The sequence below is a fragment of the Martinezella miluonensis genome, from assembly GCF_900094545.1.
Taxonomy (GTDB): Bacteria; Pseudomonadota; Alphaproteobacteria; order Rhizobiales; family Rhizobiaceae; genus Rhizobium; species Rhizobium miluonense.
Window position 1 is genome coordinate 23,106 of sequence record NZ_FMAH01000057.1, and the last position, 13,956, is coordinate 37,061.

Below are 13,956 nucleotides of genomic sequence, written 5' to 3' on the forward strand. Positions count from 1 at the left end.
TATAAATATATTTGTGGATTGTTCACATATAATTTGGTGGTGTTAGCTTGTAGGAAGCGTGGATTTTTCGGCCATCGATCTAAAGATGTCCCGATATTCACACTAAACGGCAATTATCCCCAAATTGACGGAGCGCCACGGTCGTTCTCGGCAGGCGCGATCTATCGCCGGCTGCTTGCGCGTCACTGGATCTTCTTTCAGCGAAAGGTGATCCGTGCCTCCAATTCTGCTCGAGGTTACAGACAAAGAAAAGCAGTTCAGATGGAAGCGAATGGTATGCGTCTCTGGATCGGAGGCGATTGCCGCACGCATCATGGCCGCGTCGATATCGCGGACCCCGCCGCGAGGTGCCCAATTCGCCGCTCCGCTGCGAATATCAAGATCCTGCGCATAGCGGGCCATCAACACTCGTTCGGCGGCGACTAGCGCCCGCCGGCTTGTTCCCGGCCCGGCGTTTCGGCGGGCTGACCCTCATTGCTGCCACATGTCGCACCGCCGATCTTTTCTGCATCGGAGGCATTCGTGTGGCCATTCAACACCCACGAAAAGGAAGTCCTGAAATGCGTTTGAAAATCAGAGACAGCGGTCGCAAGTCAGCCGCACGGGCGGCTCCCCGGCAAATAGCCGATGTCGCTTCGGCCAAGTCCGTGCCGGATCGCACGCTTGCGCTCACGATGCCGCTTATCTTGTGTTCGAGCCTTGCCTGCCTGATGTCGGCACCTGCCTATGCTGTCGAGCCCTGGATCATGGTCGAAAAGAAGACCTTTACCGACAATCCGATTACCTATCGTGGCCAGGGGGTAACGACCGACGGAACGAACTGGTATTTTTCCAGCACGAACGCTTTGGATAAGACCAACGCAAACTTCCAGACCAGCCAGCGGACATCCTCCGCCATCGCCGCTGCGCTGGCAAATCCCTCTGCCGCTGCGCCCAAGGGCCTCAACCATATCGGCGATATCGATTACGCCAACGGGCTGCTTTACATCTCTCTGGACTCCAGCCGACGCGACCCGGTCACCGGCGGCAAATACAACACGCCGGTCTTTGCGATCTACAATGCAAGCGACCTCACCTATACGGGTAAGGCTTTTGCGCTCAATCCACCGCATGGCAAGCAGGATATCGCCAGCTGGGTCGCAGTGGATGCCAAGAACGGCGTTGGCTATGGCATGGCCTATGACAATGCCACCGAAATTGCGGTCTATAATCTCTCCGACTGGACGTTCAAGAAATACATCCCTTTGTCGCAGACCATCGATCAGGCCCAGGGCGGCAAGGTCTTGGATGGATGGATGTATTTCTCCACCGACAATGACTCGAAGATCATCTATCGCGCCAATCTCGCTACCGGCCAGGTGGAGGTATTGGGGAACCTCAAGATCAAGGGTGACCAGGAGGTTGAGGGACTGTCCTTCGGCCAGACCAAGGATGGGTGGTCGCTCTATATCCTGAATAGAGAGCAGCTGGACCCGAGCGGCGACGATGCCATCGGCTTCTATCGTTATCTGCGCCCCTACGGCAACGCCCTGTCCGGAGAAATCCATGCCAGCGTCAAGGGGACGTTCTTAACGGATAGCGCCTATCTGCGCGATGCAGTGAGCGAGCGCATCCGCTCCGCTTTCGACAATGTCGCCGCACCGTCGTCGATGGTGACGACCTATGATGAGAAGGGCATGCGGCAGGCAGCCGGCAGTACGGAGGGCATTGCGATCTGGAGCCAGGCGCTCGGCGGGAAAAGCAAAGCGGACGGCGAGGGATATGCCGCAGAGATCGACCATACGACTGGAGGGTTCCTCGTCGGCGCCGATGCATCCGCCGGAACATGGCGATTGGGTATGGTTGGCGGATATACCAACACCAGTTTTGATGTCGATGCCCGCTCCTCGTCAGGCTCCAGCGACAACTACCATTTCGGTCTCTACGGCGGATCGCAGTGGGATGCGATCGGTTTCAGAACCGGTGTTTTCTATTCGGCTCACTCCTTGAAAACCACGCGCCACGTCGTTTTCCCGGCTTTCAACGAGACGCTTTCCGCCGATTATGATGCGCGCACGACCCAGGCTTTTGCGGAGTTGGGCTACAAGGTCAATCTGAGTGATATTGCCCTCGAACCCTTCGCCAATGCCGCCTACGTTCATCTAAAAAGTGACGGCTTTTCGGAAACTGGCGGAACGATCGCCGGACTGTCGAGCGACAGCAGCACGACCAACGCCACCTTCACCACGCTCGGCCTGCGCGCCTCCACCGATATTCCTCTCTCCGATACCAAAGTGAAGGCGCGCGGAATGCTTGGCTGGAAGCATGCCTATGGCGGCGTTACGCCGAACTCCGAGTTCGCTTTCAATTCGGGAGCCAGCTTCGGCATAGACGGTGCGCCGATCGCCAGAGACGCATTGGCCATGGAGGCCGGTCTGGACTTTGCTCTTTCGCCCAATGCAGCGATCAGCGCTTCCTATTCCGGGCAGGTCGCGAGCAATGCCACCGATCATACCTTCAAGCTCAACGTCGGTGTGAAGTTCTAAGCCGACCGCACTTGGCGGCTTCAGCGAAGTTGAAACTTCGCAGGGCGACGGTCGGGTAAACAAGACCGTCGCCCTTTTTGTGGATATTATTGCCCTGCTTGCGTGGCGGAATAAGCCCTCGCCCCTCGCCGAAAGTTCCTGCGAATGCCGGTGAGAAGCCGCCCATTGCAATCGATGCTGTTTTGATCTGAAATGGCGTTGGGAGGAGGGCCCAATGACCAGTATCCATCAGACGCTGTATCGTGAACGCCTGCGGCCTGCACGAGAGGCCGTCGCTTTAATCCCATCGGGCGCGAAGATCGCAATGCCGATAGCCGCAGGCCAGCCGCCCGGCATCCTTGCGGCGCTCGCGGAACGCGCCCGGGCGCACGCAGTCGAAAACATCCGGCTTTACTATCTCCTTTGCACAGGCGTCGCAGGCGCCAGCGTCTTCGATTTCGATCTGCGCCATCGGATTATTCCCATAAGCTACTTTCACGGCGGGGTGGAGCGCGCGCTCGACAAGAGGCGATTGGCGGAGGCGCTGCCCGCCGTCGATCTGGTGCCCTGCCACTTCAGCCAGGTGCCGCGCTCGCTCGTCGAGCATGTCGGGGTGGACACGTTGATCGCGACCGTCGCGCCGATGGATGCGGATGGCAATTTTAGCCTTGGCGCCAGCACCGACTATGCGCTCACAGTGTCGCGAAAGCCCGGAATACGACTGATCCTCGAAGTCAACGCCAATATGCCCTATGTGCGGGGCGATTGCATGATCCCCGTATCGAGCGTGACGGCGCTGGTCGAACATGACGTCAGCCTGCCGATCCTGCCAGCCGCTCCGCGCAACGAGGTCGACGATGCTATCGGTGCAACAGTCGCTGGCCTCGTGGAAGACGGCGATTGCCTGCAAATGGGCATCGGCGCCTTGCCGGATGCGGTGTGCTCGCGGCTTTCGCATCATCGCCATATTGGCATCCATACGGAAATGATGACGACGGGCCTTGCCAATCTGATCAAGGCAGGCGTGGTCGACAACAGCCGCAAGCAGACCCATGTCGGTCGCTCGATCTTCACTTTCGCGCTCGGAGACCAGTCGCTCTACGATTTCCTGAACAACAACCCGGATATCGAAGCCCATCCCGTCGATTATGTGAACAATCCCTTTGTGATTTCCCGGAATGACCGGGCGGTGTCGGTCAACGCGACGATGCAGATCGACCTGAATGGCGCGTGCAACTCGGAATTCGTCAACGGCAGGCAATTCAGCGCAACCGGCGGACAGGTGGATTTCGTGCGCGGCGCCTATGCCTCGCGCGGCGGGCGATCGATCATCGCCTGTCATTCGACGGCGGCGAAAGGCACGCTGTCGCGTATCGTCCCAACGCTGGCAGGGCCGGTGACGACACCGCGCAATGACACGCATATCGTCGTCACCGAATATGGATGGGCAAACCTCAAGGGCAAATCCTTGGCCGAGCGGGCAAAGGCGTTGATCGGGTTGGCTCACCCCGATTTTCGCGAGGAACTGGACCGGGCCGCCCACGCTGCGGGACTTTACGCGCCGGACTGATATTTCGGGCAACGAGTTTTTCGTCCGCACATGGTACTTTCAGAAAAGCAGAAATTCTGCTCCCGATTAAGTTCGCTATCGCTTCGAAGTAGCCGTGTCGATCTCCTTTCCTCCGGAGACGACAAAAGGCAGTTGTCGGGCCGGATAGTTCCGCATGGGCCTCAGAATTCGGCGTTCATTCTGCTGCCTCGAAGGTGCCTTTCGAACGTTCAATTTATCGGCGACATCGTCTAGGGGAAAATCATTCCTTTAATGCACTAATTTTATAGATAATATTGGATTCATAAACGCCTATCTCTGTTCTATAGGGCGCCGTTGCCGTGATTGGAAAGTAGCGGGGCCCTCGCCGGGAGCTTTCATGGATACTGTTCTTTATCTCGCCTCTCTCGCCACCCGACCCGCAGTGGCGACAAGCCGGCACATCTGGCCTTTCCTTCACCATCTGGCAGCGGGCGTAATGGTTCTCGTTTCCTTCTTTCTGCTCGTGCACGCCATTTGCGGAGCGTGAGGTCGGGGGCAATCTCAGCCTTCGCCTCTGCGCGCCTTTATCCGTCGATCATTCGATAACGGGAGAGCTGAATGACGAGAATATACAATGGTTTCTCGGAGCTGATCGGCAACACGCCGCTCCTTGAATTGCATAATTACCGCCGGAAGCGCGGTCTTGATGCCCCATGAGCGAGGAAAACGACCGACCGAACTCGATTGGCCCCAATACCCAGCTCGTCCGGGCGGGCTACGATCCTTTCGATTATCACGGCTTCATCAACCCGCCGACCGTTCACGCTTCGACCGTCCTGTTTCCGGACGCGCGGACAATGGCGCAGCACGGGCAGAAATATACCTATGCGACCCGCGGAACGCCGACCACCGATGCGCTCTGTAACGCGATCAACGAATTGGAGGGAGCGGCCGGTACAATCCTCGTGCCGTCCGGACTTGCCGCCGTCACTATCGCGCTGTTCGCTTATCTTTCGCCGGGCGATCACGCGCTGATTGTCGATTCCGTCTATGGCAATGTCCGGCATTTCTGCGATACGATGCTCGCGCGCTTCGGGATCGAGGTCGACTACTACGATCCGGGCGTCGGCGCGGGTATCGAGGCCTTGTTTCGCAGCAATACGAGGCTCGTGCACACCGAGGCTCCGGGTTCGAATACCTTCGAGATACAGGATATTCCGGCCATTGCCGAGGTCGCGCATCGCCATCATGCGATCGTGACCATGGATAACGCCTGGGCAACGCCGCTCTATTTCAAGCCTTTGGATTTCGGAGTCGATGTCTCCATTCAGGCATCGACGAAGTATCCCGCCGGTCACGCCGATGTCCTCATGGGGACCATCTCCGCCAATGCCAGGCACTGGCGGCAATTGAAGCACGCCAATGGTGCGCTCGGTCTCTGCGGAACGCCCGATGACGCCTATCAGGTGCTTCGCGGGCTTCGCACGATGGGCATCCGGCTGGAGCGGCATCAGGCAAATGCTCTGGCCGTAGCGAAGTGGTTGGAGGGACGCGGCGATGTCGCCCGGGTTCTTTTTCCTGCCCTGGAAAGTTTTCCCGGTCACGAAATCTGGAAGCGCGATTTCAAGGGAGCCGGCGGCATTCTTTCCTTTGTGCTGGCGACCGATCGCAAAGAGGAATTCAGGCTCAGGGCGCAAAAATTTCTCGATGGGCTCTCTCTGTTCGGCCTCGGCTATTCCTGGGGCGGATATCAGAGCTTGGCGCTGGTGGTGGACCTCAGCGATCGGCGCATCCTGCAGCCACCGCAGGAAGGCCCGGTGATCCGGCTGCAGATTGGTCTCGAGGATGTCGGCGATCTTCTTGCTGATCTTGAACGGGCGTTTGCCGCTGCCGCTTGAGGAGTAAACCTGATAATGAGCGGCTTGCATCGCTCTTATGCCTGATCCTCAATGGATCGTTTGCATGGAGACCCCTTCGGTGAGCAGGGCTCGCGATGTCCTGATGAGACGAACCGTCGCCAAGATAATCTCGTCCGAATAGCTGGTATCGGCCTCGGAGATTTCATCCATCAAGCTCCCGAGGGCGTCGTTTATGACCAGCATCGGGGGAATAAGGTCCGAAAGTCCGTCTACCGCCAGATCGTAGGCGAGATCTGCGATCGTCGCCCTGAGACGGTCGACAAGGGCTCGCCGGGTGGAAACCGTGAGCTCTGAAAACCGTCCTTCAAGTTCCTCGGTACTCAACTCCATGACGTTCCTCCTACGTCTTTTTAAACATGGGCTAGCTGCCGAAGTTATCAATGCCTGCAGCTGAATGTGATCATCCGGCAGTAGAAAGGTACGCGTAAATCTGCTTGGCCACCGGAGAAAGGCAGAACCGTTATGAGAGCGTTGCCGCAACCATGGCCACCGCTTCAGATTCTTGGATATGGTCTGGGTAGAACAAATCGGTTATCCTAAGCCTGATCGCGGTAGCTCGTGTGCGATCGGAGCGGAGGCTCGCCCATGACGTTTGACTGGTCCGTTTTGCGTGAGAATGGTCGGCATGGGCATTGCCAGCTTCCAGCGGGCGAGAGTGAAAATTGCCTGAAGCGGGCAGAAGGTGTCGGCCCGTGTTGCTCTTCGATGCAAGAGCGCTCGTCTGCGCGTCGCCTGCAATCCGCGTGGCTATCGATCGTCCGGCAGGCCGTGAAAGCAAGTCGCGACATGCCCGCTCCCGGGCTGGCTGAAAGCCGCTCTAGGTGAGATGCGCTAAAGCCCATGCCATCAAACCTCATAGAACCCATCCCTGAAGAGCAGAGTCTGTCGTCATGATAAAACGCATGGTGATCATGCTGATCGTCATAGGCCTGATCCTGGGCGGGATCTTCGGCTTTCAGGCATTCAAGAACCGCATGATCGCGGCGTATCTGGCCAATCTGAAGGCGCCGCCGCAGACGGTCTCGACAATTCCGGCGGCGATGAGCCCATGGCAGACGACGCTGCAGTCGGTCGGCAGTTTCAATGCCGTCGAGGGCGCCAGCCTTTCGGCCCAGGTTCAGGGCATTGTCCAGAAGATCGGCTTTCAGGATGGCCAGGACGTCAAGAGCGGCGACCTGATCGTGCAGTTGCTCGCCGACCAGCAGATGGCAACGCTGCAGCAATACCAGGCCTCGGCCGCCAATGCGCAGATCGCCTTTGAACGCGATTCCAAGCTGATCAAGGCCAACACCATCGCGCAAAGCCAGGTCGATACCAATCTGGCGAACTTGAAGGCCGCTCAGGCGCAGGTCGCGGCCCAGCAAGCGTTGGTAGATCAATATTCCATACGCGCGCCCTTCGACGGGCATCTCGGCATCAAGCTCGTCAGCCTTGGCCAATATCTGGCACCCGGCACCGCTGTGGTGACCTTGCAGTCGCTCGATCCGATTCAGTTCGATTTTTCCATGCCGCAGCAGGCTCTGTCACAATTGAAGGTCGGCCAGTCGGTGTCTGCTACGGTCGACGCCTACGGCAGTGAGGCCTTCGACGGCAAGATCACCGCGATCAGCCCGCTGGTCGACACCCTAAGCCGCAATCTCACCATCCGGGCGACGTTTGCCAATGCCGACCGCAAGCTTCTTCCCGGCATGTTCGGCAATGTATCTGTGGTGATCGGCGAGCCGCAAGACTATATTGCTTTGCCGCAGACCGCAGTCACCATCAACCCTTACGGCAATGTCGTCTATGTGGTGACCGAAAAGGGCAAGGGGCAGGATGGAAAGCCGCAGCTCGTTGCCAATCAGAAGTTCGTCAGCACCGGACAGGCGCGCGGCGACCAGATTGCGGTGACCAAAGGATTGAATGTCGGCGAGGTGGTGGTGACATCAGGCCAGCTGAAACTGAGCAACGGTTCGCCCGTCATCATCAACAATGAGGTGCAGCCGTCGAACGATCCTAATGCGAAACCGGCAAACCCCAACTGAGGTGTGGCGATGAACATCACCGACATCTTCATCCGGCGCCCCGTGCTTGCCCTGGTGGTGAGCGCGTTGATTGTCGTGATCGGCTACCAGTCGTTCCGTTCGCTGACCGTGCGCCAGTATCCGCAGACCCAGAATGCCGTGGTCACGGTGACGACCGTGTATCCGGGTGCTGCGCCCGACGTGATCGCCGGCTTCATCACGACGCCGCTCGAAACCGCCATCGCTCAGGCCAACGGCATCGACTATATGACCTCGTCGAGCACCAGCGGCAGCTCTACCATCACCGTCAACCTGCGCCTCAACTATGACGCGGACTCGGCGATGACGGAGATCAACGCCAAGATATCCTCGGTTCTTAATCAATTGCCGACAGGTACGCAGCAGCCCATCATGTCGGTTTCTGTCGGTCAGTCGATCGACGCAATGTATATCGGCTTCCGCAGCGACGTTCTCGCCAGCAACCAGATCACCGATTATCTGTCGCGCGTGGTCCAACCTAAATTGCAGACGGTCAAAGGCGTCCAGACGGCCGAAATTCTTGGCGGTAGAACGTTCGCACTGAGGGCCTGGTTGAAGCCCGAAAAACTGGCCGCTTATGGCCTGACTGCTGGCGACGTGTGGACCTCGCTTGGAGCCAACAACTACATCTCCGGTATCGGCACCACGCGCGGCCAGATGACGCAGACGGTCCTCACCGCCCGGACCGATCTGCATTCAGCCGACGAATTCAACGAGATGGTGGTCAAGCAGATCGGCAGCACGAGCGTGCGCCTGAAAGACGTTGCGACCGTTGCGCTCGGGTCGCAGAATACCGAGGTGCAGATCGGTTTTGATGCGCAGACCGGTGTCTTCATCGGTATCCAAATCGCGCCCACGGCAAACCTGCTCGATGTGATTGCGGGCGTGCGTGCGGTGTTCCCGGAAATTCAGGCGCAGCTGCCACAGGGGCTTGAGGGCTACATCGTCTACGATTCCAGCACCTTCGTTACCAAGTCGATCGACGAAGTGGTAAAGAGCCTGGCCGAAGCTCTGGCGATCGTCATTTTCGTGGTGTTCGCATTCCTCGGTTCGCCGCGTTCGGTCGCCATTCCCATCGTCGCCATACCGCTATCGCTGGTCGGCACCTTCGCGATGATGCTGATCTTCGGATTCTCGATAAACCTTCTGACATTGCTCGCCTTGGTGCTGGCCATCGGCCTTGTGGTCGACGACGCCATCATCGTCGTGGAGAACGTCAACCGTCATATTGAAGAAGGGGCCGCACCCATGCAGGCAGCATTGGCGGCCGCGCATGAATTGGTCGGGCCGATCCTGGCGATGACCGTCGTGCTGGTCGCTGTCTATGTACCGATCGGCTTCCAAGGCGGTCTCACGGGTGCGCTTTTCACCGAGTTCGCCTTTACGCTGGTGGGCGCTGTCACCGTCTCCATGATCATCGCGCTGACCCTGACGCCGATGATGTGCTCGCGCATCCTCAAGCCGCATCTGACGGACCGTCGCGGCTGGGAGGAACGGATATCCGATTTCATCGACCGCCGCTTCTCGGAGATCCATCGGCCCTATGTTTGGATGCTGCATGGCAGCCTGAACACGGTGGCGGTGACGGTGGTCTTCGCCGCGATCGTCCTCGGCAGCATCTATTTCCTCTATACGAGCGCAAAAAATGAGCTAGCTCCGAACGAGGATCAGGGCTTCCTCGGCGCGCAGGTGACCAACCCGCCCAACGCGACGCTTCAGCAGAAGCTTCTCAATTCCGACCAGGTTACCAAGATCTTCCGCAGCTTCCCGGAAACCGACAAGAACCTGCAGGTCGAGGCGCCAGGCACGTCCTTCGAGGGCATGGTGCTGAAGCCGTGGGATCAGCGCAAGAGAACGGCGAATGATCTTCAGCCCTTGGTGCAGGCCGACTTGGCGAAAATTGCCGGCGGCCAGGCGGTGGTCTTCCAGATACCGCCGCTGCCGGGCGCCAGCGGCCTGCCGGTGCAATTCGCCATCGGCAGCACCGGCAGCTTCCAACAGCTCAACGAAGTGTCCAACACTTTCCTGCAGGAAGCGCAAAAGTCCGGCATGTTCATCTTCGTGATAAAAGATCTCAATATCGACAATCCGCAATATTCGATCCAGATCGACCGCAGCAAAGCTTCGGCGCTTGGCCTGTCCATGAACAATGTTGGTGCGGCGCTCGCCTCCATGTTGGGTGGCGGTTACGTCAACTATTTCAGTATCGACAACCGCTCCTACCAGGTTATCCCGCAGGTGGAGCAGCGCGCGCGCCAGACCATCGATCAGATCATGAATTATCCGATCGCGAGCGTGAACGGCTCGAAGATCCCGCTTTCGGCGATCGCGACGGCAAAGCTTGAGGCAACGCCGCGCTCGGTTGCGCATTTCCAGCAATTGAACTCCGCCACCATCGCGGGCGTTCCGGCGCCGGGTGTTGCCGTCGGCGATGCTCTTGATACCCTCAAGTCGATTGCTGCGCGCACGCTGCCACAGGGATATTCGGTCGACTATGGCGGCCAGTCCCGCCAGTTCGAACAGGAATCCAGCGGCATGGCCACCACGTTTGGTCTGGCGCTGATCATTGTTTTTCTGGCGCTCTCGGCACAGTTCAACAGTTTCCGCGACCCGCTGATCATTCTCGTGTCGGTGCCCATGTCGATTGCAGGCGCGCTCGCCTTCATCAGCCTTGGCATCGGCGGGGCAACGATGAATATCTACACCCAGGTCGGCTTGGTAACGCTGATGGGGCTGATCAGCAAGCATGGCATCCTGATCGTCGAAGTGGCAAACACGCTGCAGGCAGGGGGGAAGTCCAAGCGCGAAGCGATCGAGGGCGCCTGCAGTATCCGGCTGCGCCCGATCCTGATGACGACAGGGGCTATGGTTCTCGGTGTGATACCGTTGATCCTGGCGACCGGTGCCGGTGCGGCATCCCGCTTCAATATGGGCCTGGTAATTGCGACAGGGCTTGCCATCGGTACTTTGTTCACGCTCTTTGTCGTGCCTGCGGTCTACATGTTGCTCGCCGCCGATCACCACAAGCGGAAGGTGTCGGAAGCCGAGCCGGCTCCCGCGCATTGATTTCGAAACTTCGCTGGGCGCAATTCGTCGCTGGCGGGAGAGAACCGGTTTTATGACACAGACATATCTCGGCAAGTCGATCGCGCAGCTGTCGGCCCAGATCCAGTCCGGTAGCCTCGATCCGGTCACGCTGATCGAGGAAAGCCTGGATGCGATCCGTTCGCACAAGGATCAGGCGATTTTCACGAAATTGCTTGCGGAACGCGCGAAAGAGGAAGCGGTCGCATCGTCAAAGCGACTGCGGGAAGGGCGTTCTCGCGGACTGGTCGACGGCATACCCATCGCCTGGAAGGACCTCTTCGACATCGCCGGCCTGCCGACGACGGCTGGATCGGTCGTGCTCGCGGATGCGGCGCCCGCGCAAGAGGATGCGGATGTGGTCAAGGCGCTGAAGGCTGCGGGCATGATTGCCATCGGCCGGGTCAATATGAGCGAATTTGCCTTTTCCGGCCTCGGCCTCAATCCACATTACGGCACACCGCTCAATCCGATGGCCTTGGATGTGCCGCGGATACCCGGAGGGTCCTCCTCCGGTTCCGCCGTCGCGGTCGCTACAGTATGGCGGGGGTCTTTCCCTTGGCAACCAGCCTCGATTCACTTGGGCCGCTTAGCCGTACCGTTCAGGACGCCATTTGGATCGACGCGGCGATGCGTGGGCGCACAGCGCCGGATATCATCCGCACGGTCCCCACCGGGCTTTCGCTTGTGGTGCCGACCACTGTTGTCATGGACGATGCTGAAGAGGGCGTGATCCGGGCTTTCGAGGCGGCGCTCGCATGGCTGAGCGCTGCCGGCGTCAAGGTGCGACGTGCGGCTTTTCCAGCTTTCGACGCGCTCTTCCAAGTGATGGCAGAACATGGGCCTCTGGTGACCGCCGAGGCTTTTGCCCTTCACCATTGCCGATTGGCCGGCCCGGAAGCCGAATCCATGGATCGGCGTGTCGTCGCCCGCACGCGTCTCGGCGAAAAGATCACGCTGGTCGGCTATCTCGAAATACTGAAGGTCCGCGAGCAACTGATCAAGGACGCGGCAAGCACGCTCGGGCCGAATGAGCTTATCGCCTATCCCTCTGTTGCCCATGTCGCGCCGGCGCTTGGCCCCTTGGAGGCGGATGACGAGCTGTTCGTGAAGGTCAACTTCAAGACGTTGCGAAATACCCTGATCGGCAACTTCCTCGACTGGTGCGGCGTGTCGCTGCCTTGCGGCAAGGGCAGCGCCGGCATGCCGGTCGGGTTCCTGCTGTCGGCTCCGAAGGACCAGGATGAGCGGTTGCTGACGGCGGCCCTGGCCTTGGAGGACACCGTCGCTGGGTAGTTGGTGGCGACGAGGTCGAGGCGAAGCTTGGGTCAGAAGCTGGCCGCTACCTGACGCGGTAGGTCACCCCCGTTCGATGATATCAGCCTTCGGTGCAGCGGTGCGACGTTGCCGCGATGACATGCCCTATTCAGCGGGCTGTCTTACGTCCACCTGACGGGCGGCGGACAGCAAGCGCCGTTGCGCGCGGATTGCGCTCCACTGTTGATCGATCAGCACGCCGATCAGGATGACCCCACCCATGACGGCGAAGTTGAGTGAGGAGGGGATGCCGAGGAGATTCACGAGATTCTGCAATTCCTGCAGCAGGATCGTGCCCAGTACCACGCCGATCAGGGATCCTTCGCCGCCGCGTAGCGAAAAGCCGCCGAGCACAGCAGCGGCGATGGCATAGAGTTCATAGAACTGCCCATGGCTCGCCGGCGAGATCGAACGTGTGTACATCGCGAAATAGATCGCAGAAAGTGCCGTCAATACACCGCATATGACATAGGAAATCATCACCATCTTCGAGGTGCGGATGCCGGAATATTTGGCGGCTTCCTCATTTTTGCCGATGGCGTAGAGATAGCGTCCGTAGACAGAGCGATGAAGGACGATCCACATGATGGCTGCGATGATTACAAGCGCTATGAAGGTGTTCGGCACACCGTAGAAGCGGCCTGCGGTCAGAAATTCCAAGGAAGGGAAGTTCTGGCCGAAGGCGAAGCCGGCAGTGCCGTCCGCCGTGTAGAAGCGTGCGGCGCCGCGATAGATCAGCAGGCCGCAAAGCGTGACGACGAAGGGCTGAAGATTGAGCCGCGTAATCAGCCAGCCGTGGATGGCACCGAGGACGCCGCCGAGGATCAGGATCAAGGGCAATGCCACGGCCCAGGGCATGTTCTGGACAGCGATGAAGTCGATGAACAGGACGCCGAGCAAAGCGACCAGCGAACCGACTGACAGTTCGATACCGCCGGTGATGATGACGAAGGCCTGCCCGATCGACAATATCCCGAAAAGGCCGATGAGATTGGACGTATTGGCCAGATTGATCGGCAAAAGGAAGCGCGGGTTGATGATCGTCACGACAATGCCGACGACGACGATCAACAGGAGCAGGCCCAGGTCTTTCTTACTCATCGATTTCAATTCCTATTGGCTGCAGCCGTTAGAGCAATTCCAGGAAAAGTGCGCAGCGGTATTCCGTCCGGAATTGTGTAAAAACAATAAGACAGAGCGGTTCAGAGATTCCATGAAGAGCTGAACCGCTCTTCTGTAACGGGCATTGAGTCAATCCCTTTTGAGCTTAATCCCTCGCCGAGTGCTTGCTTCTGTCCGCAGTCGACGCTGGGGCCGCTGCTGTATGGGGTCTGCTGAGGACCGGCTGGCCAATCTAAAGATGCGCAGTCATTTGAGTGCTGCGTGAGCGGTTGCGGCCTAACCCATCCATCGTCCCGGCGAAGGGACCTTGCTCAGAGGGCTGATGGCAGTGCCCCCGAAGTCTGTCTATGCTTTCTTCCTACTCAAGCGGCCATGGCTGGCGCTGCCTTGCGAGGAATGAAGTCGGTCCCATCTCGAAGCATGTGGTGCAACACCAC

At 58.8% G+C, this 13,956-nt stretch carries 9 protein-coding genes and 1 pseudogene; 7 read left to right on the forward strand and 3 right to left on the reverse strand.

Going from position 1 to position 13,956, the window contains the following annotated elements; genetic code table 11:
- Window positions 1-102: 102 nt before the first annotated feature.
- Complete coding sequence (locus GA0061102_RS29210; protein ID WP_092855728.1) at window positions 103-402, reverse strand: hypothetical protein; 300 nt, start codon at window positions 400-402, stop codon at window positions 103-105.
- 158 nt (window positions 403-560) lie between these two features.
- On the opposite strand from GA0061102_RS29210, the gene GA0061102_RS29215 reads away from it, so the two are divergent.
- The 4 genes from GA0061102_RS29215 (at window position 561) to GA0061102_RS29225 (ending at window position 5,933) form a co-directional block, all read left to right on the forward strand.
- Window positions 561-2,525 (forward strand): autotransporter outer membrane beta-barrel domain-containing protein, encoded by a 1,965-nt coding sequence (locus GA0061102_RS29215; RefSeq protein ID WP_092855730.1) that lies wholly within the window; start codon window positions 561-563, stop codon window positions 2,523-2,525.
- Between the two features lie 214 nt (window positions 2,526-2,739).
- Window positions 2,740-4,074, forward strand: a complete 1,335-nt coding sequence (locus tag GA0061102_RS29220) for an acetyl-CoA hydrolase/transferase family protein (protein WP_092855731.1) — start codon at window positions 2,740-2,742, stop codon at window positions 4,072-4,074.
- Window positions 4,075-4,432: 358 nt separating this feature from the next.
- Entirely contained in the window at window positions 4,433-4,582 is a 150-nt protein-coding gene (locus tag GA0061102_RS33055; protein WP_159432222.1) for a hypothetical protein, read from the forward strand.
- Between the two features lie 166 nt (window positions 4,583-4,748).
- Window positions 4,749-5,933, forward strand: coding sequence for a cystathionine beta-lyase (locus GA0061102_RS29225; RefSeq protein WP_092855732.1), 1,185 nt, complete (start codon window positions 4,749-4,751; stop codon window positions 5,931-5,933).
- 48 nt (window positions 5,934-5,981) lie between these two features.
- Here GA0061102_RS29225 and GA0061102_RS29230 read toward each other — a convergent pair whose 3' ends face one another.
- Complete coding sequence (locus GA0061102_RS29230; protein WP_092855733.1) at window positions 5,982-6,284, reverse strand: hypothetical protein; 303 nt, start codon at window positions 6,282-6,284, stop codon at window positions 5,982-5,984.
- Window positions 6,285-6,844: 560 nt separating this feature from the next.
- Between GA0061102_RS29230 and GA0061102_RS29235 the strand changes: the two genes are divergently transcribed.
- The 3 genes and pseudogenes from GA0061102_RS29235 to GA0061102_RS29245 all read left to right on the forward strand — a co-directional run bounded on the left by GA0061102_RS29235 (window position 6,845) and on the right by GA0061102_RS29245 (window position 12,376).
- Window positions 6,845-7,978, forward strand: a complete 1,134-nt coding sequence (locus GA0061102_RS29235) for an efflux RND transporter periplasmic adaptor subunit (protein ID WP_092855734.1) — start codon at window positions 6,845-6,847, stop codon at window positions 7,976-7,978.
- 9 nt (window positions 7,979-7,987) lie between these two features.
- Complete coding sequence (locus tag GA0061102_RS29240) at window positions 7,988-11,062, forward strand: efflux RND transporter permease subunit (RefSeq protein ID WP_092855735.1); 3,075 nt, start codon at window positions 7,988-7,990, stop codon at window positions 11,060-11,062.
- Window positions 11,063-11,114: 52 nt separating this feature from the next.
- Window positions 11,115-12,376 (forward strand): annotated as a pseudogene (locus GA0061102_RS29245) (amidase family protein).
- Window positions 12,377-12,502: 126 nt separating this feature from the next.
- Here GA0061102_RS29245 and GA0061102_RS29250 read toward each other — a convergent pair.
- Window positions 12,503-13,498 (reverse strand): ABC transporter permease, encoded by a 996-nt coding sequence (locus GA0061102_RS29250; protein ID WP_092855736.1) that lies wholly within the window; start codon window positions 13,496-13,498, stop codon window positions 12,503-12,505.
- Window positions 13,499-13,956 lie beyond the last annotated feature (458 nt).